23 protein-coding genes and 2 tRNA genes are annotated in these 25,145 nt (G+C 44.9%); 5 read left to right on the forward strand and 20 right to left on the reverse strand.

What is annotated here, in order from left to right; translation table 11 throughout:
- Together AB4138_RS02430 and AB4138_RS02435 are read left to right on the forward strand one after the other, a co-directional pair.
- The coding region (locus tag AB4138_RS02430; protein WP_372174756.1) for a hypothetical protein at window positions 1–476 on the forward strand (476 nt) is incomplete at its 5' end.
- Window positions 477–573: 97 nt separating this feature from the next.
- The gene (locus AB4138_RS02435) at window positions 574–1,287 is read left to right on the forward strand and encodes a hypothetical protein (protein WP_371721149.1); all 714 of its coding nucleotides are present in this window, start codon (window positions 574–576) and stop codon (window positions 1,285–1,287) included.
- Here AB4138_RS02435 and AB4138_RS02440 read toward each other — a convergent pair.
- The 6 genes from AB4138_RS02440 to AB4138_RS02465 all read right to left on the reverse strand — a co-directional run bounded on the left by AB4138_RS02440 (window position 1,284) and on the right by AB4138_RS02465 (window position 6,033).
- Window positions 1,284–2,114, reverse strand: a complete 831-nt coding sequence (locus tag AB4138_RS02440; protein ID WP_372304895.1) for a LysR family transcriptional regulator — start codon at window positions 2,112–2,114, stop codon at window positions 1,284–1,286. The genes AB4138_RS02435 and AB4138_RS02440 overlap by 4 nt on opposite strands.
- Window positions 2,115–2,220: 106 nt before the next feature.
- Window positions 2,221–3,801: a peptide chain release factor 3 gene (gene prfC / locus AB4138_RS02445; protein ID WP_017059244.1), complete on the reverse strand. Its 1,581-nt coding sequence runs from the start codon at window positions 3,799–3,801 to the stop codon at window positions 2,221–2,223.
- Between the two features lie 172 nt (window positions 3,802–3,973).
- The gene (gene rimI, locus AB4138_RS02450; RefSeq protein WP_017063281.1) at window positions 3,974–4,429 is read right to left on the reverse strand and encodes a ribosomal protein S18-alanine N-acetyltransferase; all 456 of its coding nucleotides are present in this window, start codon (window positions 4,427–4,429) and stop codon (window positions 3,974–3,976) included.
- Entirely contained in the window at window positions 4,422–4,820 is a 399-nt protein-coding gene (locus AB4138_RS02455; protein ID WP_017063280.1) for a DNA polymerase III subunit psi, read from the reverse strand. Before AB4138_RS02455 ends, rimI begins: the two co-directional genes overlap by 8 nt.
- A gap of 198 nt (window positions 4,821–5,018) precedes the next feature.
- Window positions 5,019–5,522 (reverse strand): GNAT family N-acetyltransferase, encoded by a 504-nt coding sequence (locus AB4138_RS02460; protein ID WP_017063279.1) that lies wholly within the window; start codon window positions 5,520–5,522, stop codon window positions 5,019–5,021.
- Window positions 5,506–6,033, reverse strand: coding sequence for an SCP2 domain-containing protein (locus tag AB4138_RS02465; RefSeq protein WP_029235120.1), 528 nt, complete (start codon window positions 6,031–6,033; stop codon window positions 5,506–5,508). The genes AB4138_RS02460 and AB4138_RS02465 overlap by 17 nt, the downstream gene beginning before the upstream one ends.
- A gap of 258 nt (window positions 6,034–6,291) precedes the next feature.
- On the opposite strand from AB4138_RS02465, the gene AB4138_RS02470 reads away from it, so the two are divergent.
- The 3 genes from AB4138_RS02470 to AB4138_RS02485 all read left to right on the forward strand — a co-directional run bounded on the left by AB4138_RS02470 (window position 6,292) and on the right by AB4138_RS02485 (window position 10,410).
- Window positions 6,292–8,331, forward strand: a complete 2,040-nt coding sequence (locus AB4138_RS02470; RefSeq protein ID WP_372304898.1) for an EAL domain-containing protein — start codon at window positions 6,292–6,294, stop codon at window positions 8,329–8,331.
- A 168-nt stretch (window positions 8,332–8,499) separates the two neighbouring features.
- On the forward strand, window positions 8,500–9,513 hold the full coding sequence (locus AB4138_RS02480) for a peptidase U32 family protein (protein WP_017059238.1): 1,014 nt from the start codon (window positions 8,500–8,502) through the stop codon (window positions 9,511–9,513).
- Window positions 9,514–9,531: 18 nt separating this feature from the next.
- On the forward strand, window positions 9,532–10,410 hold the full coding sequence (locus AB4138_RS02485; RefSeq protein ID WP_017059237.1) for a U32 family peptidase: 879 nt from the start codon (window positions 9,532–9,534) through the stop codon (window positions 10,408–10,410).
- A gap of 84 nt (window positions 10,411–10,494) precedes the next feature.
- Here AB4138_RS02485 and AB4138_RS02490 read toward each other — a convergent pair whose 3' ends face one another.
- From AB4138_RS02490 to glmM, 14 genes are all read right to left on the reverse strand, one after another.
- Window positions 10,495–11,832, reverse strand: coding sequence for an MATE family efflux transporter (locus tag AB4138_RS02490; RefSeq protein ID WP_017065966.1), 1,338 nt, complete (start codon window positions 11,830–11,832; stop codon window positions 10,495–10,497).
- An 89-nt stretch (window positions 11,833–11,921) separates the two neighbouring features.
- Complete coding sequence (locus AB4138_RS02495; RefSeq protein WP_017056675.1) at window positions 11,922–12,329, reverse strand: MarR family winged helix-turn-helix transcriptional regulator; 408 nt, start codon at window positions 12,327–12,329, stop codon at window positions 11,922–11,924.
- A gap of 153 nt (window positions 12,330–12,482) precedes the next feature.
- Window positions 12,483–13,406: a lipoprotein NlpI gene (gene nlpI / locus AB4138_RS02500; protein ID WP_017065965.1), complete on the reverse strand. Its 924-nt coding sequence runs from the start codon at window positions 13,404–13,406 to the stop codon at window positions 12,483–12,485.
- Window positions 13,407–13,530: 124 nt separating this feature from the next.
- Window positions 13,531–15,651: a polyribonucleotide nucleotidyltransferase gene (gene pnp / locus AB4138_RS02505; RefSeq protein WP_017059234.1), complete on the reverse strand. Its 2,121-nt coding sequence runs from the start codon at window positions 15,649–15,651 to the stop codon at window positions 13,531–13,533.
- 378 nt (window positions 15,652–16,029) lie between these two features.
- On the reverse strand, window positions 16,030–16,299 hold the full coding sequence (rpsO, locus tag AB4138_RS02510) for a 30S ribosomal protein S15 (RefSeq protein WP_010436144.1): 270 nt from the start codon (window positions 16,297–16,299) through the stop codon (window positions 16,030–16,032).
- A gap of 213 nt (window positions 16,300–16,512) precedes the next feature.
- Window positions 16,513–17,466 carry a tRNA pseudouridine(55) synthase TruB gene (truB, locus tag AB4138_RS02515; RefSeq protein WP_017059233.1) on the reverse strand — a complete coding sequence of 318 codons (954 nt, stop codon included), beginning with the start codon at window positions 17,464–17,466 and terminating at the stop codon, window positions 16,513–16,515.
- Window positions 17,466–17,879 (reverse strand): 30S ribosome-binding factor RbfA, encoded by a 414-nt coding sequence (rbfA, locus tag AB4138_RS02520; RefSeq protein WP_017065964.1) that lies wholly within the window; start codon window positions 17,877–17,879, stop codon window positions 17,466–17,468. Before rbfA ends, truB begins: the two co-directional genes overlap by 1 nt.
- 134 nt (window positions 17,880–18,013) lie before the next feature.
- A complete protein-coding gene (gene infB, locus AB4138_RS02525) occupies window positions 18,014–20,704 on the reverse strand; it encodes a translation initiation factor IF-2 (RefSeq protein ID WP_017059231.1) in 2,691 nt (896 codons plus the stop codon).
- A 22-nt stretch (window positions 20,705–20,726) separates the two neighbouring features.
- On the reverse strand, window positions 20,727–22,214 hold the full coding sequence (gene nusA, locus AB4138_RS02530; RefSeq protein ID WP_010436132.1) for a transcription termination factor NusA: 1,488 nt from the start codon (window positions 22,212–22,214) through the stop codon (window positions 20,727–20,729).
- 35 nt (window positions 22,215–22,249) lie between these two features.
- Entirely contained in the window at window positions 22,250–22,705 is a 456-nt protein-coding gene (gene rimP / locus AB4138_RS02535; RefSeq protein ID WP_004738265.1) for a ribosome maturation factor RimP, read from the reverse strand.
- A 234-nt stretch (window positions 22,706–22,939) separates the two neighbouring features.
- Window positions 22,940–23,016, reverse strand: a tRNA-Met gene (locus tag AB4138_RS02540).
- A gap of 53 nt (window positions 23,017–23,069) precedes the next feature.
- Window positions 23,070–23,154 (reverse strand) — tRNA-Leu (locus tag AB4138_RS02545).
- Between the two features lie 16 nt (window positions 23,155–23,170).
- Entirely contained in the window at window positions 23,171–23,503 is a 333-nt protein-coding gene (gene secG / locus AB4138_RS02550) for a preprotein translocase subunit SecG (RefSeq protein ID WP_017059392.1), read from the reverse strand.
- Window positions 23,504–23,797: 294 nt separating this feature from the next.
- Window positions 23,798–25,138, reverse strand: a complete 1,341-nt coding sequence (glmM, locus tag AB4138_RS02555) for a phosphoglucosamine mutase (protein ID WP_017059393.1) — start codon at window positions 25,136–25,138, stop codon at window positions 23,798–23,800.
- Window positions 25,139–25,145: the final 7 nt, after the last annotated feature.

Raw genomic sequence — 25,145 nt, forward strand, 5'->3', positions numbered from 1 at the left:
TAATTGATAGCCCACGACCTGCTCTCCCAGCCTCTCCAGAGCACCCAGATATGGACTTTGATGATACACCTCGTTGGTCTCCAGATTTCGGTGAAGACCGCCCCGAGATGGAAGAGCGTGACCTGACAGTTAAGATCATTAACGGCGAAATCCACATTATCGACGAAAACACCAGCGAGTGGGTAGGTACTGTCCAACGCAAAGATGGCGAGCTCGTATTTATTGGCAACGGAGACTTTGAAAAAACACTACTTCGTGTGGAAGGCGATGTTACTTCTGACCAATTCTCTTTAGTCAAAGGCAACGGTCAATGGGTTGCGACTGTTTCAAAAATAGATGACGGTGTACGTATTCAAACAAAGAATCACGATCATGTGTTTGATGGTTCAAACATCGACCGTAGCAAGCTTCAATCTATCGACCCAACTAAACTACAGAAAGCTAAATCCGCTATTCAACAACGTTTACGCGGCTAAAATTCAACCTGAGTTGAACCCGCTCACCCGATAATAGTGAACGCTATTATCGGGTGTTTTTACTCACTAGCTAAGGAAAGCGATTCGGAATTTGAATATGAAACGCCTTCTATTAATACTTGCTTCCACCTTCCCTTTTCATTCATCAGCAAATGACACTCTGGTTGAATCTATTGAGCGTTTTACGGATATTTTTTCCGTCAGCTTATCTCAAAACCCAGACAACGAAAAAACGGTTGCCACTCTTGATATCAACTATCAAATCAATGATAAATTGCGTGTTTTTGGAGAGGTTGATACTCAAGACTATTGGCAAGCAGGGTTGGGATATTCATTCTGGCAAGGGGACACGTACTACACTGAAAACACCATAAAAGTCAGCGAACATGAGATCACAACAGGCATTTTTGTTGCTAAGTTGATTCATGAAAATTGGACACTGCTTGGCGATATCAACTACAACTATATGGACAGAGATTTCGATGCTTGTCTTCCAAACTTATGCATGGAATATAGAGCCTCTGACACATTCGATTATAGTGCAGGCGCTCTGTGGAGCCCGATTCAATATGCTGACTTTCTTTACAAATTCAACCAAGAAATCGGATTCAAAAAAGATACCCAAGACTTTTATATTAAAGATGATACTACTACGAGATCTAGACATATCAGAAATGAAACTAGGACCAACATTCATTATCACGAAGTAGCTGTATTCTTTAACTTGAAGTACGTAAAACCGTCCGTTACCTACACCATATACCCTGAAAACAAAAACTATGTGGAATTCGGTTTAGCCTTCGATTTCTAGCTATTTAGTAGCTGTTTAAGCTTCTCTCGCAACTCTTGGTGTTGCCCATTAGTTTGATACTTCTTGTGATAGAAAAACTCAAACTCCACAGGACGCATTGAGAATGGAGGCTCATGAATCCGTAAGCCAATGGTTTTTGCTAATTGGATCATGCTAACCGGAACCGCAGCAATGTAGTCAGTCCCTTTTACCGCCAATATCAAGTTAGTGATGTTTCTTACTTCAATAGCAACATCACGAGTGAAGCTCTTTTCGGAAAGAAAGTCGACTATTTGAGTATCTTGGCGAAGTAACTTCAAGGTTACATGCCGTGCTTCAAGAAACTCATCCATCGAAATCTTCTCACCAAATTGACTGTTTTCAGGATCACTCATAAGAAGCAATCTATCAGTAGTTGCAAATTCAGACGCTAAACTTGACTGTTTAGGTAAACCAGTATCGACCACTAAATCTACTCGATTGAGTCGGATATCCTCGACAACATTCTCTACAGAAATTGGGGATTCAACTAACTGAACACCATTAAGCATGGGCATCTTGTGGAGCAGATTCGCAGGCATATAAACGGTAAAATCACGCTTTCTTGATACTGCACCTTCCATCAACTCTAAAGCATCAGATAATTGACCTGCCAATTTGTGAGCCATTGACGTTGGTTCTATTGAACGCCCTACTCTTACGAACAACGCATAGCCTACCACCGCTTCAAACCTCTTGATTGCAGCACTGACCGCAGGTTGAGTTAGCTCTAACGATTCAGCCGCTTTGGTTATCGATCTTTGTTGATATACAGAGAGGAATGGCTTTACTAAATTGAGATCAAACACGCTTTACTCCATCAAAACGGTGTACTCTTAGTGTAACAAAAAAGCCGAATGCTAGAAGCAATTCGGCTTTAATATTATCCAACAGTGTTATGTAGAACTGTCGCTATTAGTGCTCGCGCGTCGCTCGGAACTGAACTTCAGGGAAGCGTTCAGAAGCTAGGTTCAAGTTCACCATAGTTGGTGCGATGTAAGACAGGTTATCACCGCCATCTAGCGCAAGGTTAGATTGGTTCTTACGTTTGAATTCTTCAAGTTTCTTAGCGTCATCACATTCAACCCAACGAGCTGTTGCAACGTTAACACCTTCGTAGATAGCTTCTACGTTGTATTCCGCTTTCAAGCGCGCTACAACCACGTCGAACTGAAGCACACCAACCGCACCAACGATCAGGTCGTTGTTCTGCATAGGACGGAATACTTGTACTGCGCCCTCTTCTGAAAGCTGAACTAAGCCTTTTAGAAGTTGCTTCTGCTTAAGTGGATCGCGCAGGCGAATACGACGGAATAGCTCAGGTGCGAAGTTAGGGATACCAGCGAACTTCAGGCTCTCACCTTGAGTGAAGGTATCACCAATCTGGATAGTACCGTGGTTATGTAGACCGATAATATCACCCGCGTATGCTTTTTCAGCACGCGCACGGTCGCCCGCCATAAAGGTTACCGCATCAGAGATACTTACACTCTTGCCTGTACGAACATGGTTCATCTTCATACCTTGGTTGTAAGTACCCGAAACGATACGCATGAATGCGATACGGTCACGGTGTTTAGGGTCCATGTTTGCTTGGATCTTAAATACGAAACCAGAGAACTTCTCTTCTGTCGCTTCAACATCACGCTCGTTCGCCTGACGCGTTTGAGGTGCTGGAGCCCATTTCGTTAGACCATCAAGCATGTGGTCAACACCAAAGTTACCCAATGCAGTACCGAAGTAAACCGGCGTTAGTTCACCCGCTAGGAATAATTCATGGTCAAACTCAGGACAAGCACCGATAACAAGCTCTAGCTCTTCACGTACGCTTTCCGCAAGATCAGCACCTACTGCTTCATCTAGCTCAGGGTTATCTAGACCTTTGATGATACGAACTTCTTGGATCTCGTGGCCGTGGCCAGATTCATACAAGATCGTTTCATCACGGTGAATGTGGTAAACACCTTTAAACTCTTTACCGCAACCAATTGGCCATGAGATTGGAGCACAAGCCATACCTAGCTCGCTCTCTACTTCATCAAGCACTTCCATTGGGTCACGAACGTCACGGTCAAGTTTGTTCATAAACGTTACGATTGGCGTATCACGCAGACGTGTTACTTCCATTAGTTTACGAGTACGATCCTCGACACCTTTCGCAGCATCGATAACCATCAAACATGAATCAACCGCTGTTAGCGTACGGTACGTATCTTCCGAGAAATCTTCGTGTCCTGGAGTATCTAGTAGGTTTACTAGGCAATCATTGTATGGGAATTGCATTACCGACGTAGTTACCGAGATACCACGTTCTTTTTCCATCTCCATCCAGTCAGATTTAGCGTGCTGGTTAGAGCCACGGCCTTTTACGGTACCCGCTTTTTGAATCGCGTTTCCGAATAAAAGAACTTTTTCAGTAATCGTGGTTTTACCCGCATCCGGGTGAGAGATAATCGCAAACGTTCTACGTTTGCTCACTTCTTGTTGGAAAGACATAGTCGCCCTTTGCTGATCTAAAGCGTAAAAAGGGCAAGTAGATAATACTTGCCCTTGAATTCTGTGTGCGGATTATACAGAAAGCGTATCACTTTCTAAAGGGTCAGTTTACACCCTATTTTTTGGCTAATTTTGTGATTAGCTATCTAGTTAGCGAAAAGACGTAACATGACTAGCTAAAAGACATAAAAAGATAGCTCATAATGATGGCATCTTCGTTGCCTTGTTTAGTTGGATAGTAATTACGACGGCGATCAACTTCGTTGAAGCCTGCCTTTTCGTAAAGATTAAACGCGTTCACATTACTTTCGCGAACTTCTAGCCAAGCACTTTCCGCGTCAGCTTGCTCACACATATCAAGGAAATGTTCCGTTAACGCTTTTCCATACCCTTTGCCTTGCTGGCTTGGGTCTACCGCGATATTAAGCAATGTGACTTCGCCAACGATGTTTTGCGCGAAGAAATAGCCCACCACTTGTCCATCAACTTCAAGGACATGATGACAAGCGCCTCGGCTATCAAGATCTCGGATCATATTTTCAGACCAAGGGTGAGAATGCGCGGCCTGCTCTATCTTCCAAATGGCGTCTAGGTGTTGTTGTGAAGTCGGTAAAAATTGATTAGTCATAAGCACAAATTTGTTGCCATAAGTCGCGGCGGTGTTGGTTGTTACCGTTAATGTCAGACAGTAATGGCGATTGAAGTGTTTTAGCCTTCAGCTCTTGAGCCGACTCACAACCAGCAAACCATATCCACTCAACCGAACCTAAATCCACAGTAGACAAGTGTTGCGGTTGAAGGTGTAAAGCCTGAGATAAGTCGAGCTTGATACTTTTGAGTACTCGCTCAAACATCACGGCGAGATCTTCCTGAGGTTTTTCAGGCGAAACCAACAGTAACTTGCAATCGCTCGAGAGCGGAGTCAATTCAGATTCATAACCTGCTAAACGCTCTGGGTGACTTAGTTCCCATTGGCTAATGCCCATCTCATGTAGGTATTGCGCGTGTGTTTGTGACATATCTAGCGGTAGTAACCTTAAGTTTATTGGAGCCAAAGTTTATTGAAACCAGAAGTTTGTTAGAACTAGTTTTGTGAAAGCTGCCTCTATTGAAAGAGCGCTTATTAGAGCAGGGCTGATACTAACAAAAAATAAAGGAGCATCAAGCTCCTTTATTTAGACTAAATCAGTTTGTATCTTGTTGCGTGATAAATCAGCTTATAAGTCGTTGAACTCGGGGCTGTAAGCAATCTCACCAGCATGTCCAGCAAACGCACCGTTTACCAATTCAATCGCTTGGAAAGCACCTTCAGGCACATCCCAAACACAACTCAGGCCAAACTCGCTCGCAGCCTTGAAACCAAAGCGGCTGTAATAAGCAGGGTCACCCAACACAACGCAAGCTGGGTAACCAAAATCAACCAAAGTGGAAAACGCATCTTCAACTAGAGATTTGGCAATGCCTTGGTTGCGGAACTCTTCTTTCACAGCGAGAGGCGCAAGCCCTTGCCAGTTATGATCGTCGCCATCAAGAGTGATAGGGCTAAACATCAGGTGACCAACCACCTCGCCTTCATCAGAACAAGCCACCAGCGATAGCGTTAAATGGCTATTCTCACGCAAGCTCATAACCAAGTTAGCTTCTGCATCTGTTTCAAAAACAGATTTCAATAAACGATCAATGACAAGTATATCTGCCGGTGCTTCAGTTCGAATAAGCATTCATTACCTCACTTTGTGTATCTGGGGATTGTACTCCCTTCTGCACAAAATCAGCTAATTGATTTAACAAAGTTTTCATAGGAGTCGGCAATAAGTCCAAATCTACGCTATCCATCAAGTTTTTAACTTCTAAACCGAGCTCGGTATCGCCTTCAATAGACAGTCTACGTTGGAAGAAAAGCGTATCTGGGTCTTCTTTACGCCCCGCAATCAACACAAGATCGTTAAGATTGCCGCTAAAGCTTACATCTTCAACCACCTCTTTATCAGCTACAACCAGTTGCTCATTTTTGTAGCTAATACACCAACTTAACCCCATGTCTTTTATTGAGACTTTCAGCCATTTGTCTTCTAAAAACTCAAAGTCACCGTCCTCTAAAGCTTCCTTGAATACATTCTTAAGCGCCTCCAATAAGGCTCTTTTTTGTACTGTTTTAGGCAATAACTGGACTGGAGATCGCAAAATTGATGCGGCATTTTGAACTAGTTGAGTGCGAATCTTGTTTATCACGTGACTTATCCGTAACTTTGTCAATAATATGGAATGCATCATAGATGATGTTGAGATCTCAGTTACTGTTATGTATCAAATTAACTTCTGTTTGATACTCGACCTTTAATATCCTGAAAATCACAGTTATAGTAACTCAGGTAATGAGAATTACAGCGGATCGCTGCACTCACAGGTAAATATCGATAGCCACACAAAAAGTAATAAATATTTATCGATAGTGAATATTCAAGCTCTTGGAGAATTGGTAGTACTTTGATGCCTCCCCAACAACTACAACATTGGTTTACCCAGCTAACTGCAAATAGTCCGTTCTTTTTTGCAGTACTTGATGCTCAACATAACTATTTTATGGTGAATGAGCGTTACTGCGATATTGCTGGTTTGAGTCAAACAGAGCTTGCAGGCATGAATGATCGCCAAACATTGGGCGAACAGTTCTACCAACATCTCAAGCCTTACTATGAGCGTGCATTCAGTGGCGAAACGATTGAGGCCGAAGTCACCCTCAACGAAACAGACCTCGATACCAGCCTTCATTTCAGCCTATCTCCGCTTACCAATGGCAACAAAACCGACTACATCGTCTTTCACGCCTTCGATACATCAGAAAACCAAGTACTTGTCCGTTCTTTAGAAGAATCCGAAGCCAAATTCCACAAACTATCTCAACTACTTCCAGATGGATTACTGCTCGTTGAAAGTGACTACATCTTGTCATCTAACCCAGCAGCAGCGCGCTTGCTTGGCTTTAACTCAACCACAGAGTTAATTGGTGAAGAGTTGGGACGCCTATTTATCGATGAACAAACCAAAACAGTCTTCAATAATAACCTCAGCTCTATTATTTCTGAGTCTGGTTTGGTTTGCTTAACGGGTGCACGATGCGGCTTTGAACGTAAGGTTCAGCTCAACATCGACTCCACCACTGTTCTTGGAAGCAACACTCAGTTGGTGCTTATCCAAGACGCACAAGAAACCGCAAAACAATACACACAGGCAAACAGTGAAGATGCCTACATCGATGCACTGACCAAGCTCTACAACCGAGTTGGGTTTACTAAGCGTCTTGAGCAGTTCATTCACAACGATACGCCGGTGGTGATGCTCTACTTAGACATTGATAACTTCAAGAATATCAATGACTCACTTGGTCATCACATCGGTGACAAGGTGATTAAAGAGGTCGCTTCGCGTCTTAAACGCTTACTGCCTCGTAAGGCCGTGATTGGACATTTAGGCGGGGATGAGTTTGGTATTATCCTTCCAGAACCTGAACATCAGCGAACACCTGAAATGCTCGCTGAAAAGATCATTTCCCTGATCAATCAACCCTTCGATCTTCACCACTTTAGCAAGCGCTTAGCCTGCTCTATTGGTAGCGTGAGTTTTCCTCAAGATGGTACTGATGCTCGTATCTTGCTGCAAAATGCAGACACAGCAATGTATGAAGCCAAAGATCGTGGGCGCAACCGTCTGATCAAGTTCAACGAACAGATGAACAAAGAAGCGCGCATGCGACTGTGGCTTGAGATAGAGCTACAAAAAGCGCTGCAACAGAATGGACTTGAGGTTTGGTATCAACCAAAAGTGAATGCCCGTGATTTCACCATCAACGGCGCTGAAGCTCTGGTACGTTGGAAGCATCCTGTCGAAGGTTATATCAGTCCTGCTGCGTTCATTCCTGTAGCGGAGCGAGCTGGTCTTATCGAACAACTTGGCCGAGTGGTAATGCGCGAAGTGTTTGCTACGGTTAAACGCTGGAAGATGCAAGGTATCCTTCCAGGTCGAGTGGCTATCAACCTTTCACCAGAACAGTTTGGTAACCCGAAACTGATTGATTACATGGAAAAGCTACTGCGTTCGACCGAGCTTGATCCAAGTGCGATTACGTTCGAGCTAACGGAAAGTGCGGTGATGAGTGATAGTGAACACACACTCCAAATGCTTAACGCCATCAAGAAACTTGGCTTTGCTCTCTCCATTGATGATTTTGGTACAGGTTACTCTTCACTGTCTTACCTTGCTCGCTTCCCAATTGATGAGCTTAAGATAGACCGTGCTTTCATCTCTGATATCGATACCCTACCAAAGCAAATCACCGTAATTGAAAACATCATCAACCTAGGTAAATCTCTCGATTTGACCGTGGTTGCTGAAGGTGTCGAAACCAGTGAGCAAGCGACTCTATTATCGAACCTCAACTGTAGTTCGATTCAAGGCTTCCACTTCTACCGTCCGCAACCAAAACAAGATGTCGAAGAGTTGTTTGCCCAAAACCGCCGTCATAAGAACTAATCAAGTACCTCATATTTAAACCAAGCCAACATGTAAAACGGTCACTCGTCAGTACCTCAAACGGAGTAAAAGCAGATTTATCCATCTAAACCTGCCTTACATCAATTCCGTCATTCACAATTCTTCATAAAATGCTCGCTTCAAATTAATTCTACTGGTAGTGAGCAAATGGAACTCTTATGCCCAGCGGGTAACTTACCTGCTTTGAAAACCGCTATTGATTGTGGTGCGGATGCTGTCTATATCGGATTCAAAGACGATACCAATGCCCGACACTTTGCAGGCCTAAACTTTGCGGGTAAAAAGCTCGATCGTGCTGTGCAGTATGTGCATGACCACAACAAGAAAATTCATGTTGCCCTAAATACGTTTGCTCACCCAAATGGCTTCGACCGTTGGACTAATGCCGTAGACAACGCCGCTGCTCTGGGTGTTGATGCGCTGATCATCGCAGACATCGCGGTGCTTGAGTACGCAGCAAATAAGTATCCTGATCTAGAACTGCACCTATCAGTGCAAGCATCTGCGACCAATGCGGCGGCTATCGACTTCTACCATAAAAACTTCAACGTTAAGCGTGTCGTACTACCGCGTGTGTTGTCGATTCATCAGGTCAAACAGCTTTCTCGTAACATCACTTCTGACGTTGACCTTGAAGTATTCGCTTTTGGTAGCTTGTGCATCATGGCAGAAGGCCGTTGCTACCTCTCTTCATACATGACAGGCGAATCACCAAATACTGTTGGTGCTTGTTCTCCGGCGAAATACGTTCGCTGGCAAGAAACAGAAACTGGCCTCGAATCTCGCTTGAACGAAATCCTTATCGATAAATATGAAGCAGGTGAAAACGCAGGTTACCCAACGCTGTGTAAAGGCCGCTTTGAAGCAGATATCGATGGTGAACGTAAGCGCTATCACGCACTTGAAGAGCCAACCAGCCTCAACACGCTATCCATGTTGCCTGAGCTTTTCGCGGCGAACGTTGCCTCAGTGAAGATTGAAGGTCGCCAACGCAGCCCGGCTTATGTTGAACAAGTCACTCGTACGTGGCGTGCAGCTATCGATCGCTACTTAGCGAACCCAGAACAATACCAAGTGGAACAAGCTTGGAATGCGACACTGGCGAATGTATCGGAAGGTACACAAACCACGCTTGGCGCTTATCACCGTAAATGGCAATAGAGCCAAATGGAGAACTCAATGAAATACGCATTAGGCCCTCTACTTTATTTTTGGCCAAAACAAGACGTTGAAAGCTTCTATGAGCAAGCGAAATCAAGCTCTGCCGATATCATCTACCTAGGTGAAGCGGTGTGTTCAAAGCGTCGTGAGATGAAAGCGAAACACTGGATGGACATTGCTAAAGAGCTGTCGGCTTCAGGTAAGCAAGTCGTACTTTCCACCATGGCATTGCTAGAAGCACCAAGCGAAGTCAACATCATGAAGAAGTACATCGATAACGGTGACTTTGCGATCGAAGCCAATGATGTGTCTGCAATTCAACTGGCCAGCGAAAGCAAAGTACCTTTCGTGGTTGGCCCGGCAGTAAACACCTACAACGCACGCACCCTGAACCTATTCTTGAAACAAGGCATGACGCGTTGGTGTATGCCGGTTGAGCTTTCTCGCGAATGGCTAAGCAACGTAATGACCCAGTGCGAAGAGCTAAATATTCGTAACAAGTTCGAAGTTGAAGTGTTTAGCCACGGCTACCTGCCGCTTGCTTACTCAGCACGCTGCTTTACCGCTCGCGCTGAAAACAAAGCTAAAGACGATTGCGAAACCTGCTGTATCAAGTACCCAACAGGGCTACAAGTAGAAAGCCAAGAAGGCCAATCAGTCTTCAACCTTAACGGTATTCAGACGCAATCAGGCTACTGCTACAACCTAGTCAATGATTTACCGAACATGCACGACCTGGTTGATGTGGTTCGTTTAAGCCCTCTCGGTATCGATACCTTCTCTGAAATCAACAACTTCAGAGCAAACGAGCAAGGTCAAAAACCGATGAAGATTGAAAGCCGCCAATGTAATGGTTACTGGCATCAGCTTGCAGGTTTAGACGTTAAGAACATCTAGTTCCTCGCATTGAACTAACCAGCAACAGATACAAAAAAGGTCTAGCATTCGCTAGACCTTTTTAATTCGACTTAAGAAACAGACCTATGCCGTCGCTGTTTCCATCGGTGAGGCATCGAGCTTCTTTAAGTCTTTGTAGAGCATTACCATCACCACCACACTTAGCGCGATGTTAGACAGTGGGTACGCAATCCAGATCCCCGGCACACCATACAACTTAGGCATAATGTACAAGAACGGTAGTTGGATAAGCATATTACCTATAGTCACAAACATCGCCTTGCTGCCCTTGTTCACCGCTTGATAGTAAGCAGCTGCGACTACCAAGAAGCCATCCAGCGCCAGTGCAAACATGTGAAGGCGAATACCCAACACGGTGTACTCAACCAACTGAGGTTCGTCTGAGTTAAATACTGATACAAACTCACGTGGGAACGCATTGAGAAGCAGCACGAACGCCACACCAATCAATACTGAACTCATCATCGCTATCTTAAGTAACTTACGGATGTTCGCTTGGTTACGCGCACCATGGTTGTAGCTCACCAAAGGTTGCATGCCGTTGGCGATACCTTCAGCCGTGAGATAATAAACCGTCACGATATAGCCCAAAATCGCGTACGCACCAATCATCAACTGGTCGCCATATTGAGAGAACAACGCATTGTGCAACGCCACCATCATCGAACCATAAGCGTACATAAAGAAGCTTGATGTACCAATGGCGAAGATTTGTGGAATCACATCCAGCTTCAATCTCAACTCATTCCAACGTAAACGTAGGTTTGCTCGACGCGAGAAGAAGTAAGCCAAGCCGAGAGCCGTTACTACAAACTGGGCAATCGCTGTTGCTAATGCTGCACCCATCAACTCCCAGCCATAGAGAGCGATAAACAGGTAATCGAGCACGATATTAATCACCGCACCAACGATCATCAGTATCGTCGCTAAGTTCGGACTGTCATCGTTACGCAGTAGAAACGGCATCGCGATCGAACCTAGCGTGAAGACACTAGCACCAATCAGAATGTGTAAGTACTGCAGACCAAGTTCATACACTCGCCCTTCAGCGCCCTGCCAAAGCAAGAAGTTATCAGCAAACAAGAACAGCAATGCAGAGACAATAGGCGTTATCGCTAACAACAAGGTTAAGCCCGTTGCTAAGATCTGCTTAGCGCCTTGAGTATCTTTTTCACCTTGGCGAATCGAGACAAGCGCACCTGTGCCCACACCCACCAACATACCAATACCAAGAATCGAACCAATCACAGGCCACGCAACATTGATACCTGCAAGTCCATCAGCCCCCACATAGCGGCCAATGAAGATGCCATCCACCACTTGGTACAGGCCATTAACCAACATGGCCGCCACGGTAGGGATTGTGTATCGCCAAAATTGACGACTAATTGAGTTACTCATTTCTTACTCTACTTTCATTTGTGAGTCGCATATCAACAAGATATGACTCGAAAAATTAGTTAACAAGGCTAACTAAATATCTAAATTATTTACTTTAAAGCTTTATTTAATAATAGGTTTAACTGCTGAGATTCTTGCTCAGACAAACGGCTTTCCAGTATCTGTGCCATGACCTGATAGATCTTACTTTCTTCTTCCAAGCCGACTTCCGCTTTGCTGGTCAGTACGACCAACTTAGACCTCGCATCTTCGAGCGAAGCTTTACGCTCAACGAGACCTTTTCTCTCTAACCTTTGAACCATAGTAGTTGCTGAAGGCTTGGTTACTTGCATTTCAATCGCCAGATCTGTCAATCGGATCGGTTCAGGAGAGGCTTGAATGACCTTCAAATAGTCATATTCATTGAAGCTCAATTGGCAAATAGGATCTTCATTTACCTGAGTGCGCCATATCTTAGAGGCGAAGCGCTCAATCTTTTCTAAATTCTGGTTCAGCATACTCACCTAATCAAAGAATGGCATTTAGTTAGCAAGACTAACCATTTTAGTGTTGTTTAAATAAAAAGCAATCAAAACGAGATGAAGATCATAAAAAAGGAGCATAAAAAAACCGCTGACAGGCAGCGGCTTTTCGGAATCAAAATGTGTTGCTTACTTAGCGTTAGCTTCTTCTTCGGCCTCAGCTAACTTAACTTGTGCTAAGTGCTCAGCTTTAAGCGTGGTGAAGATACGGCTTAACTCTAAGAAAGAGTAACGGTGTTCTACGTATTCATACACGTTAAAAGAAACCCCTAACTTGTACAAAGAGATAGCATTCGCGTAATCACCATTCATATGGTAACGCTTAGCAAGGTAGAAGTACGTCTCTGTTAGACGCTGCGCAAGTAACGTGTTGTCACGAGTACCGGTTAAGATCGCCTTGAAAGCCTGCTCTTCAGTAATGTCATCAAGCATAATCGCGACTAATACCCAACCCCACTGCTCATCACGGCTCTCGTAACGTTTTTGCAAATCAAGCTTAGCCTGCTCTGGCGTCAGCTCATGCTGAATGATGTACAACCACAGAGCGCGAAACGGATCGCTAGGATCGTCGGCATAGTGCTTCATCATCTCTTCATTGGCTAAGTCGTAACGCTCGCCATAGTAAAGCGCGATAGAGCGGTTCCTTTCTGCGTAAGAGTTTGCAGGATCAAGCTCTAACGTAGAATCAAAAGATTCATAAGCCGCATCAAACTCCCCTACCTGCGTAAAGTAAACACCCAAAAGATTGAAGATATCAGGTTGAGCAGGGTTCAATGAAAGAGATTGGTTGAAGTCGAGACGCGCGAGATCACGCAGGCCAACACTGTCGTAGTAGTTACCACGTTCAAACAGCATCTTAGCTCGAACTTCATCGTTCAAATCTGGGCGCTGTAATAACTGACTAAGACGTGCAATTTGAACTTCTTGCTGAACGCTTGGTTGCAGTGGCACAGCCATCGGTGGATAAACCCAACTTGAGGTGTTATCTGATGTTGTCGCACAACCTGTTAGTACAAGCAGTAAACACATACTCGCGGTTTGAAACCATTTCACAAATAATTACTCCTGTTATGACCGCAATAAAAAAGGGGAGCGATATGCTCCCCTTTATAACATGCTTTGTTGACGATAGGTTAGAAATCACTAAAAAGCGATATCACCATCGACACACTGAGAATTACTCAGCAGCAGGTGCTTCGCCTTCAGCTGGCGTTTCAACTGCTTCTTTCATGCTTAGACGTACACGGCCTTGACGGTCAATTTCAAGAACCTTAACAGGAACTTCTTGACCTTCAGTTAGGTAGTCAGACACTTTCTCAACGCGCTTGTCAGCGATTTGAGAGATGTGTACTAGACCATCTTTACCTGGAAGGATAGTAACGAATGCACCGAAGTCAGCTAGACGAGCAACTTTACCTTGGTAAATGCGGCCAACTTCAACTTCAGCTGTGATCTCTTCGATACGACGGATAGCTTCTTTAGCAGCTGCGCCTTCAGTAGCAGCAATCTTGATTGTGCCATCGTCTTCGATTTCGATTGTAGTACCAGTTTCTTCACAAAGAGCACGGATAACTGCGCCGCCTTTACCGATAACATCTTTGATCTTATCAGAGCTGATTTTCATTGTGTGGATACGTGGAGCGAATTCAGAGATATCTTCACGAGCACCAGAGATAGCTTCATCCATTACAGAAAGGATGTGCTTACGTGCACCTTGCGCTTGGTTAAGTGCAATTTGCATGATCTCTTTAGTGATACCTTCGATCTTGATGTCCATTTGAAGTGCAGTGATACCAGCGTTAGTACCTGCTACTTTAAAGTCCATGTCACCTAGGTGATCTTCGTCGCCAAGGATGTCAGAAAGAACAACGAAATCGTCGCCTTCTTTAACAAGACCCATTGCGATACCCGCAACAGAAGCTTTGATTGGAACACCAGCATCCATAAGAGCTAGAGATGTACCACATACAGAAGCCATTGAAGAAGAACCGTTAGATTCTGTGATTTCCGATACAACACGAACTGTGTATGGGAATTCTTCAACAGAAGGCATTACTGCTTGGATACCACGTTTAGCAAGCTTACCGTGACCAATTTCACGACGCTTAGGAGAACCAACGAAACCAGTTTCACCTACACAGTATGGAGGGAAGTTGTAGTGTAGAAGGAAGTTGTCTTTCTTCTCACCCATCAGGCTGTCGATGATTTGAGCATCACGTTGTGTGCCAAGCGTTGCAGTAACAAGTGCTTGAGTTTCACCACGAGTGAATAGAGAAGAACCGTGTGTACGTGGAAGAACACCAGTACGTACGTCTAGCGCACGAACCATGTCTTTTTCACGGCCATCGATACGTGGGTTGCCAGCGATGATGCGGCTACGTACTACGTTTTTCTCTAGAGAACCAAGCATGCCGCGGATTTCGCGCTCATCTAGGTTTTCGTCTTGTGCAATTAGAGCTTCAACAACGTCGTTCTTGATTACGCCAACTTGCTCGTAACGAGCCATTTTCTCAGTGATCTGGTACGCGTCAGATAGACGAGTTTCAGCAAGTTCAGCAACTTGAGCTTTAAGCTCAGTGTTAACTGCTGGTGCTTCCCAGTTCCAAGATGGAGTTGCAACTTCAGCAGCAAACTCGTTGATTGCTTTGATTACAACTTGTTGTTGGTCGTGACCGTAAACAACAGCTGAAAGCATTTCTTCTTCAGATAGGTTATCTGCTTCAGATTCAACCATAAGTACTGCGCCTTCTGTACCAGACACAACTAGGTCTAGTTTAGAGTTTTCAAGCTCAGTATTTGATGGGTTAAGAACAAGTTCGCCGTCGATGTGACCAACACGTGCAGCACCGATAGGACCATTGAATGGAGCACCAGAGATAGCAAGCGCAGCAGATGTTGCGATCATAGTGATCATGTCTGGGTTTACGTCAGGGTTGATAGAAACAACCGTAGCGATAACTTGAACTTCGTTTTTAAACGCACTTGGGAAAAGTGGACGAATTGGACGGTCAATCAGACGAGCTGTTAGTGTTTCGCCTTCAGATGGACGACCTTCACGCTTGAAGAAACCACCAGGGATTTTACCCGCAGCGTATGTACGCTCTTGGTAGTTTACTGTTAGTGGGAAGAAGTCTTGACCTGCAACTGCTTCTTTCTTAGCAACAACAGAAACGAATACTGAAGTATCGTCCATAGTCGCCATTACAGCAGCAGTAGCTTGACGTGCAATTACGCCCGTTTCTAGAGTAACGGTGTGGTTACCGTACTGGAACGATTTTACAACTGGTTTTTCAAACATTGTATATCCTTAGCTCTAAAGTCAGACTTTAGATTAAGTGAATAATGACTCAAGACATTACCAATCGCGACTAGTGAAAAGGGACTTAGGATGGTGACTCTTTGTATGTGTTCATACGCCGAATTAAGACCAAATCCGCCTTTGAATAGTCGCGACCTATTGGCCGACATCTGTGACTGTAATCTCTTGAGAGGTTGATTGCCAAACGCTGAAAACGCTATAGGCGGGCGTAGTATAAACTATTTTTATTAGGAGATATATTTCCTATCAGAAAAAGCCAGATGATATTCTGAGCATCCAGCCTAGCATTTTCTTACAGGCACAAAAAAAGGAGCATAAATGCTCCTTTTCTTCAAACTGTCTTTGCAGACATCGCTATTAGCGACGTAGGCCTAGACGCTTGATTAGGTCTTGGTAACGAGCAAGGTTTTTGCCTTTCAAGTAATCAAGAAGCTTACGACGGCTAGAAACCATACGTAGTAGACCACGACGGCTGTGGTGATCGTGTTTGTGCGCTTTGAAGTGACCTTGTAGGTGGTTGATAGAAGCAGTAAGTAGTGCTACTTGTACTTCTGGTGAACCTGTGTCGCCTTCAGATTGTGCGTATTCTGCAACGATTGCTGCTTTAGTTTCTGCATTCAGAGACATAATTCTCTCCTGATAAGAGTAAGTTTATATTTGTAGCAGCCAATCTCTGATTCAGCCGCTACGCGAGCCGAGGATTATAGGGAAGTTTGTCAGTTGGTGCAATAACAATCGAACCCATTAAAAACGAAAAAAGCGAACCACCTAAATTAGGCGTTCGCTTTCTATCTTATTTGCTCGCTTTTCACGACTCAGCGCTAAGATCCGATGTAAGCGCTACGCTTGTGGCTCTTCATCTCTGAAAACAACCAAACGCTTCGGTGCAACTCGGCCATCTTCAGCAATCTGAGCTACGCCGACAAACAGCTTCTCTTCGCCACTTGTCATACGAACCGTGCCTTCAGTTGGCGCACCAGCAACCTGAACTGGCATACCGTGCTGAACTAGGTCAGTCAGTTCCGCGTTCAGGTTTACTTCTGGTAAGTCTTCAACGGCAGTGTCCATTGGCATCAGCAGTGGATCAAGCAGCTCTTTCGGTGCAATTTCTTGCGCCTGTGCTTGCTCTAGGATCTCGTTTAACTGCTCCAAAGTCACCATACGCTCGTATGGGTACTTTGCGACACCTGTACGACGAAGCATGGTCACGTGAGCACCACAACCTAGCATTTCACCAAGGTCGTCGGTAATTGTGCGGATGTATGTGCCTTTCGAACAATGCACTTCCATTTCAACTTCATCACCTTCAAAGCGAAGCAGTTCAATAGAGTACACAGTGATCTTACGAGACTCACGAGGAACCTCAATACCTGCACGTGCGTATTCGTACAAAGGCTTACCTTGATACTTCAATGCCGAAAACATTGATGGTATCTGATCGGTTTCACCCTTGAAGCTCGCAATGCAACGCTCAAGCTGTTCTTGAGTCACGTTAACATCACGTGTCTCTACCACTTCACCATCAGAGTCAGAGGTATTGGTACGCTCACCAAGCTTAGCGATAACAACGTAGCGCTTATCAGAATCTAGAAGAAACTGAGAGAACTTCGTCGCTTCACCAAGACAAATTGGCAGCATGCCAGTCGCAAGAGGATCCAGAGCACCGGTGTGCCCTGCCTTCTCTGCAAAGTAAATACGCTTTACTTTTTGCAGTGCATCATTAGACGAAATGCCAGTCGGCTTATCTAATAGAATTACCCCGTTGATAGGGCGACCTTTACGACGGCGAGCCATTACTCTTCGCCCTTAGACTGAGTTTCGTCAGTGCGGCCAGCTTCTTCTTGCTTACGCTTGTCGTCGTTCAGAACTTCACTTACTAGGTTAGACATACGCATGCCTTCTACTAGTGTGTTGTCGTAAGTAAAACGAACTTCAGGCGTTAGACGGTGGCGAATACGCTTACCAAGAGCCATACGAACTGGCACTTCATGCTCTTTAAGAGCTTTAAGGCATGATTCCGGTGTTTGCTCACCAACACATAGGAAAGTCACGAACACTTTTGCGTAAGCAAGGTCACGAGACACTTCTACGTCTGAGATAGTTACCATACCAATACGTGAGTCACGAACTTCACGTTGTAGGATAAGCGCAAGCTCTTTTTGAAGCTGCTGAGACACACGTTGTGTGCGGCTAAATTCTTTTGACATTTTCTTTTCTCACTTAGAAAGATGGGGGGCTTGGTAATAACCAGCCCCCCATGGTGTATTCAACAACCGATTACTTATTACCTTTACTAGTAATGTTAGTAACCTTAGTCAATATGTCGAGTCGTACAGACTGATTAGTCTAGAGTACGTTTAACCTCAACGATTTCGAATACTTCGATCTGGTCACCAACGCGAACGTCGTTGTAGTTCTTAACGCCGACACCACACTCGTAACCGTTCTTAACTTCTTGAACGTCATCTTTAAAGCGACGAAGTGACTCTAGTTCACCTTCGTAGATAACAACGTTTTCACGAAGTACACGGATTGGGTTGCTACGCTTAATCGTACCTTCAGTCACGATACAACCAGCGATTGCACCAAGTTTAGGCGACTTAAATACGTCACGAACTTGTGCAAGACCAATGATCTCTTGACGGAATTCAGGAGCAAGCATACCGCCCATCGCCTGTTTAACTTCGTCAATCAGTTGGTAAATGATTGAGTAGTAACGTAGATCTAGGTTTTCGTTCTGAACCGTGTTACGCGCAGTTGCGTCAGCACGAACGTTGAAACCAAGGATGATAGCGTTAGAAGCTGCAGCAAGCGTTGCATCAGTTTCAGTAATACCACCAACACCAGAACCTACGATGTTCACTTTCACTTCGTCAGTTGACAGTTTCAGTAGAGAGTCAGCAATCGCTTCTACAGAACCTTGAACGTCAGCTTTAAGTACCACGTTAAGCTCAGCAACTTCGCCAGCCGTCATGTTCGCGAACATGTTCTCTAGTTTCGCTTTTTGTTGGCGAGCTAGTTTAACATCACGGAATTTACCTTGACGGTAGTTCGCAACTTCACGTGCTTTACGCTCATCACGTACAACAGTCGCTTCATCGCCTGACGAAGGAACACCAGAAAGACCTAGAATTTCTACAGGAATAGATGGACCTGCAGTTTCGATGTCTTTACCGTTTTCATCACGCATTGCACGAACACGGCCGTACTCTTGACCACAAAGAACGATATCGCCTTTGTTTAGAGTACCAGACTGTACTAGTACTGTTGCAACTGGACCACGACCTTTATCAAGACGAGATTCAACAACAACACCAGACGCCATGCCTTCTTTAACCGCTGTAAGTTCAAGAACTTCAGACTGAAGAAGGATTGCTTCTAGAAGACCATCGATGTTTGTACCCTGTTTTGCAGAGATGTGAACGAAGATGTTCTCACCGCCCCATTCTTCAGGGATAACGTCGTATTGAGCTAGCTCATTCTTAACGTTGTCTGGGTTTGCACCCTCTTTATCGATCTTGTTCACAGCAACAATCAGAGGAACGCCTGCCGCTTTCGCGTGCTGGATTGCTTCGATTGTTTGTGGCATTACGCCATCGTCTGCTGCAACTACAAGTACAACGATATCTGTCGCTTGAGCACCACGAGCACGCATAGCGGTAAACGCCGCGTGTCCAGGAGTATCAAGGAAAGTGATCATGCCGTTGTCAGTATCTACGTGGTAAGCACCAATGTGCTGCGTGATACCGCCAGCTTCCCCAGAAGCAACGTGTGCTTTACGAATGTAGTCAAGTGTTGAAGTTTTACCGTGGTCAACGTGACCCATGATAGTAACAACAGGAGCACGACCTTCAGCGATAGCATCGCTATCACGGTCAGCTAGTACTGCTTCTTCAAGTTCGTTTTCTTTACGTAGGATTACCTTGTGACCCATTTCTTCAGCAACAAGTTGTGCTGTTTCTTGGTCGATCACTTGGTTGATAGTCGCCATAGCGCCCATCTTCATCATTACTTTGATAACTTCAGTTGCTTTAACTGACATTTTGCTAGCCAGTTCAGAAACAACGATAGTTTCGCCGATAGCAACGTCAGATTTAGCAACAGTTGCTGACTTATCGAAGCCTTGCTGCATTGAAGTTGGTTTAGCAAGCTTACCTTTACCGCCACGACCACGTTGGTTACGACCACCACGGTTGTTTGCAGGTTGGTTAGCAGGAGCTGCTTTCTTCTTGCGACGACGAGGTGCTTTCTCATCTTTCTTATCTGCCGCATCTTCAGCTTCACGAGCGTAAGTAGAAGTAGTCACATGGTAATCCGCAGATTTCTCTTGCTCTTTCTTCTTCTTCTCTTCTTCAGACCAACGTTCTTGGTTCTCTTCTGCTAACTTACGAGCTTCTTCAACAAGCTTAGCTGCTTCAGCTTCTGCTTTACGAGTTGCTTCTAGCTCTTGACGAGCTTTAAGTTCATCCGCTTCTTTTTTCGCTTGTGCGTTAGCGTCTGCATTTTTTGAATTCATGTCTTTTTTAGCCTTTTCAGCTTGTGCGCGTTGAGCCTTCTCTTCAGCTTCACGTTTTGCATCCGCTTCACGTGTTACTTTTTCTTCGGCTTCGCGCTGTGCTTTCTCTGCAGCATCACGTTTCGCTTGCTCTTCAGCATCGCGTTGTGCTTTCTCTTCCGCTTCACGATTAGCTACTTCCTCAGCTTCACGTTTCGCTTCATCTTCAATAGTGCTGCGCTTCACGTAAGTACGCTTTTTACGTACCTCTACTTGAACATCCTTACTCTTACCGCCTCCAGCGGCAACACTTAGCGTGCTGCGGGTCTTGCGTTGAAGAGTTAAACGAGTCGGTTCTGTTTCGCCTGAAGTATCGCCGTGCTCCTTTTTAAGGTGCGTTAGCAATGTTTGCTTCTCTGAATCAGTCACTTGATCCGACCCTGCTTTCTTCATGCCTGCATCAGCAAGTTGTTCAATTAAGCGGTCAACTGGCGTACCAATCTCTTCACTCAGTGCTTTAACTGTTAATTGTGTCATACCGCTTTCTCTCCTTGCTGAATTATTCTTCGTCGCCGAACCAACAGATGTTACGCGCAGCCATAATTAGCTCGCCTGCACGCTCTGCAGTTAGGTCTTCGATGCCTTCTAGTTCATCAACGCCTTGGTCAGCTAGGTCTTCCAGTGTCGCAACGCCTTTTGCTGCTAGCTTGTAAGCCATTTCACGCTCAAGACCTTCAAGTGCAAGTAAGTCTTCAGCAGGCTCAACACCGTCGAAAGTTTCTTCTTTCGCTAGCGCTAGAGTAGTCAGTGCGTCTTTTGCGCGGTTACGTAGTTCTTCAACGATACCTTCGTCTAGACCGTCTACTTCAAGAAGCTCGTTCACAGGAACGTATGCTACTTCTTCAAGCGTAGAGAAGCCTTCTTCAACAAGCATTTGAGCAAAGTCTTCTTCAATGTCTAGGTGCTTCATGAAGTTTTCAATAGAAGCAACTGCTTCTTCTTGGTGCTTCTTCTCAAGATCAGCAACAGTCATTACGTTCAGTTCCCAACCCGTTAGTTGAGAAGCTAGACGTACGTTTTGACCGCTACGGCCAATCGCTTGTGCTAGGTTATCCGCTTCAACAGCGATATCCATAGAGTGTGCGTCTTCATCAACGATGATTGAAGCAACATCAGCAGGAGCCATTGCGTTGATTACGAATTGAGCCGGGTTATCATCCCAAAGAACGATATCGATACGCTCACCACCAAGATCGTTAGAAACAGCTTGTACACGTGCGCCACGCATACCAACACACGCACCAACAGGGTCGATACGTTTGTCGTTTGTTTTCACAGCGATTTTAGCACGAGAACCAGCGTCACGTGCAGCACCTTTAAGTTCAATTAGCTCTTCACCAATCTCAGGCACTTCAACACGGAATAGTTCAGCTAGCATTTCTGGCTTCGAACGAGTAACGAAAAGCTGGAAACCACGAGCTTCTGGTTTAACTGCGTAAAGAAGACCACGAACACGGTCACCTGGACGGAAGTTTTCACGAGGAAGTTGGTCATCACGAAGGATTACCGCTTCAGCGTTGTTACCTAGGTCTAGGATAACAGTGTCACGGTTAACTTTCTTAACTGCGCCAGTTACTAGCTCGCCTTCGTTATCGATGAACTGCTCAACGATTTGAGCGCGTTCAGCTTCACGTACTTTCTGTACGATAACTTGCTTAGCCGTTTGAGTCGTAATACGGTCAAACGTTACTGATTCGATATCATCTTCAATGAAACCGCCAAGTTCGATCTCTGGGTCATCGTACTTTGCAGCTTCAATAGAGATTTCTTTTGTTGGGAATTCAACTTCCTCAACAGCTTCCCAACGACGGAAAGTTTCGAAATCACCCGTTTTACGGTCAATTTCAACACGAACTTCAATTTCTAGTTCGCTTTTCTTTTTTGTTGCCGTTGCAAGCGCGATTTCAAGCGCTTCAAAAATACGCTCACGAGGAACTGCTTTCTCATTTGAAACAGCTTCTACTACCGCCAAAATTTCTTTGTTCATTAATCTAGCCTCTTAAGCTCTTCTCTCTAGGAGAACTAAAATTTAGGGATCAGGTTAGCTTTCGCAATATTGCTCAGGACGAATTCTTCTTCTTGTCCTTCAACCAATACTTTCACTGTCTCGCCTTCGATAGATTGGATATCACCTTTCCATTTACGACGGTTGCCGACAGCCATTTTCAAAACGATGCTTACCTCGTGACCAATAAATTGTTGGTAATGCTCTGCTTTGAACAGTGGTCTCTCTAAACCTGGTGAAGACACTTCAAGGTTATAAGCCACTGAAATTGGATCTTCAACGTCCATTACGGCACTTACTTGGTGGCTAACTTCAGCGCAATCATCTACATTGATACCGTTTGGTGAATCGATGTAAATACGTAGCGTTGAGTGCTCACCAGCACGAATAAATTCTAATCCAACTAACTCATAACCTGATGCTGCTACTGGAGCGTCAAGCATTTCAGTAAGTTGTCTTTCTAAACCAGTCATTTAACCACTCCAGAAACAAAAAAAGGGCTCAAAGCCCAATTTAAATTCCAAGCAAACATTATCTAAATACATTTACAAATGCTTAGATAACAAAAAACCCCGTATAAGCCGGGGTTTTTGTTGCTGGACCCTTATATGTTAAGTGCCATCACATTCGATATCGCACCTAACTCACAGTGAGGTTCACACTGTGCAAACTTGCTACCAATACAAGCTATATAATAGCATTGAAATTGGTTGCGGGAGCCGGATTTGAACCGACGACCTTCGGGTTATGAGCCCGACGAGCTACCAAACTGCTCCATCCCGCGTCCGACTTGCGAGCATTATACGCCCAACAAGATGTTTTACAAGTTTGTAAACATGGTGCCGAGAGAGGGACTCGAACCCTCACACCCTAAGGCACTAGCACCTCATGCTAGCGTGTCTACCAATTTCACCATCTCGGCATCAAATCTTTACAGATTATTGTGGAATTTCGTCGCCTTGCGCCGGAACTTCACTCACTGCATCATCAGCTTGTTGAATCACCTGACCTTGGGTCGGGTCAATCCATTGTGACTCAGTTTTATGTGTAGACATATTACCAAGCACTAAGCTAAGGATAAAAAATGTAGTTGCAAAAATTGCAGTCATTCGGGTAAGGAAATTTCCTGAGCCACCAGCACCAAACACAGTGTTTGAAGCGCCAGCACCGAAAGAGGCTCCCATATCTGCGCCTTTACCTTGTTGAATCAACACTAGGCCAATTACACCAAGCGCTGCCAACAGGTAAATCACAAGTAGAACTGTAAACATTTTTCCACCTATGTTCCTAATTGTTGAGCCAGCGCCGTTCAAAAAACTATTTTTAAGAACAAGGCTAGCGACCTCCTAACTGAAGGCCGAGCAATACTAGCGAATGCGACGATGGCTGACAAGGAGAATTTGCTAAAAAATAAGCCTTTACCAAGTGAATGGTCAAAAAAAGGTCAAAAGCGACACAAAACTCATTTATGTCTCTTTTGACCGTTATATCTTTTGACCGTGATATAAGTCAACCACTTCTAATCACAAGCGCTATTCGCTGCGCCAGCTAAGTAAAAGGTTAAATTAGCAGTTTGCTTTTACTGCATCTGCAATCTTAAGCGCTGATGCTTGAACAAGCTCTGCATCTTCGCCTTCAACCATGACACGCAGTAGTGGCTCGGTACCAGACTTGCGTAATAGTACACGGCCTTTCTCGCCAAGCTCTGCTTCTACTTCAACAACCGCTGCTTTTACCGCTTCGGCTTCTAGTGGGTTTGAATCTCCGCTGAAACGAACGTTTTCTAGAACTTGAGGGTACAACGTCATGCCCTGAGACAACTCATTCAGTGTCATTTCGCTATCAACAACTGAAGCCAAAACTTGCAGAGCAGCAACGATAGCATCACCCGTCGTCACTTTATCTAGTAGGATAACGTGCCCCGAGTTTTCAGCGCCGATCTTCCAGCCTTTAGCAAGAAGCTGTTCCATTACGTAACGGTCACCAACAGCAGCACGTACAAACGGAATACCTAACTGCTTAAGGCCGTTTTCCATACCCAGGTTGGTCATTAGTGTACCAACAACGCCGCCTTTCAACTCACCGCGACGCAGTGCATCACGAGCAATAATGTAAGCGATTTGGTCGCCATCAACTTTGTTGCCTAGCTCGTCAACCATGATGATACGGTCACCATCACCATCAAAGCCAAGACCTAATGCCGCTTTTTCTTCAAGCACTTTTGCTTGCAGAGCACGTACATCCGTCGCACCGACTTCGTGGTTGATGTTAGTACCGTTTGGCTCAACACCAATCGCAACGACCTCAGCACCCAGTTCTTTAAATACAGCAGGCGCAATGTGGTAAGTCGCACCATGTGCACAATCGATAACGATCTTCATGCCAGCTAATGTCATTTTATGTGGGAACGTACTTTTACAGAACTCGATGTAACGGCCAGCCGCATCGTTCAAACGTACTGCTTTACCTAGCTCTGAAGAATCAACACATTCGATGTCTTTATCCAACTCTGCTTCAATTGCCAACTCGATATCGTCCGGCAGTTTTGTTCCCTCAGAAGAGAAGAACTTGATACCGTTATCGTAGTATGGGTTGTGTGATGCAGAGATAACAATACCGGCTTCAGCGCGGAAGGTTTGAGTTAGGTAAGCCACAGCAGGTGTTGGCATTGGGCCAGTAAACGTAGCCTGAAGACCAGCAGCAGCAAGGCCAGCTTCTAGCGCTGACTCAAGCATGTAACCAGAGATACGAGTATCTTTACCAATGATGACTTTCTTTGTGCCTTGCTTCGCAAGAACACGACCCGCAGCCCAGCCAAGCTTCAGAACAAAATCAGGTGTAATCGGGTACTGGCCTACTTTGCCACGTACACCATCTGTGCCGAAGTAACGTCTCTTATCAGACATATTGATT

This window comes from Vibrio sp. 10N.286.52.C3 (assembly GCF_041468865.1).
Lineage (GTDB): Bacteria > Pseudomonadota > Gammaproteobacteria > Enterobacterales > Vibrionaceae > Vibrio > Vibrio crassostreae_C.

Excerpts from the sequence above, each read along its gene's own strand:
- truB (WP_017059233.1), bottom strand. The coding sequence starts at position 17,466 with ATGGCTCGCCGTCGTAAAGGTCGCCCTATCAACGGGGTAATTCTATTA.
- glmM (WP_017059393.1), bottom strand. The coding sequence starts at position 25,138 with ATGTCTGATAAGAGACGTTACTTCGGCACAGATGGTGTACGTGGCAAA.
- rpsO (WP_010436144.1), bottom strand. The coding sequence starts at position 16,299 with ATGTCTCTGAATGCAGAAACTAAAGCAGCAATCGTTGCAGAATACGCA.
- AB4138_RS02485 (WP_017059237.1), top strand. The coding sequence starts at position 9,532 with ATGAAATACGCATTAGGCCCTCTACTTTATTTTTGGCCAAAACAAGAC.
- rbfA (WP_017065964.1), bottom strand. The coding sequence starts at position 17,879 with ATGTCAAAAGAATTTAGCCGCACACAACGTGTGTCTCAGCAGCTTCAA.
- pnp (WP_017059234.1), bottom strand. The coding sequence starts at position 15,651 with ATGTTTGAAAAACCAGTTGTAAAATCGTTCCAGTACGGTAACCACACC.
- AB4138_RS02490 (WP_017065966.1), bottom strand. The coding sequence starts at position 11,832 with ATGAGTAACTCAATTAGTCGTCAATTTTGGCGATACACAATCCCTACC.
- AB4138_RS02470 (WP_372304898.1), top strand. The coding sequence starts at position 6,292 with ATGCCTCCCCAACAACTACAACATTGGTTTACCCAGCTAACTGCAAAT.
- infB (WP_017059231.1), bottom strand. The coding sequence starts at position 20,704 with ATGACACAATTAACAGTTAAAGCACTGAGTGAAGAGATTGGTACGCCA.
- secG (WP_017059392.1), bottom strand. The coding sequence starts at position 23,503 with ATGTTTACAGTTCTACTTGTGATTTACCTGTTGGCAGCGCTTGGTGTA.
- nusA (WP_010436132.1), bottom strand. The coding sequence starts at position 22,214 with ATGAACAAAGAAATTTTGGCGGTAGTAGAAGCTGTTTCAAATGAGAAA.
- prfC (WP_017059244.1), bottom strand. The coding sequence starts at position 3,801 with ATGTCTTTCCAACAAGAAGTGAGCAAACGTAGAACGTTTGCGATTATC.
- AB4138_RS02460 (WP_017063279.1), bottom strand. The coding sequence starts at position 5,522 with ATGCTTATTCGAACTGAAGCACCGGCAGATATACTTGTCATTGATCGT.
- AB4138_RS02480 (WP_017059238.1), top strand. The coding sequence starts at position 8,500 with ATGGAACTCTTATGCCCAGCGGGTAACTTACCTGCTTTGAAAACCGCT.
- AB4138_RS02495 (WP_017056675.1), bottom strand. The coding sequence starts at position 12,329 with ATGCTGAACCAGAATTTAGAAAAGATTGAGCGCTTCGCCTCTAAGATA.
- AB4138_RS02435 (WP_371721149.1), top strand. The coding sequence starts at position 574 with ATGAAACGCCTTCTATTAATACTTGCTTCCACCTTCCCTTTTCATTCA.
- rimI (WP_017063281.1), bottom strand. The coding sequence starts at position 4,429 with ATGACTAATCAATTTTTACCGACTTCACAACAACACCTAGACGCCATT.
- rimP (WP_004738265.1), bottom strand. The coding sequence starts at position 22,705 with ATGACTGGTTTAGAAAGACAACTTACTGAAATGCTTGACGCTCCAGTA.
- AB4138_RS02455 (WP_017063280.1), bottom strand. The coding sequence starts at position 4,820 with ATGTCACAAACACACGCGCAATACCTACATGAGATGGGCATTAGCCAA.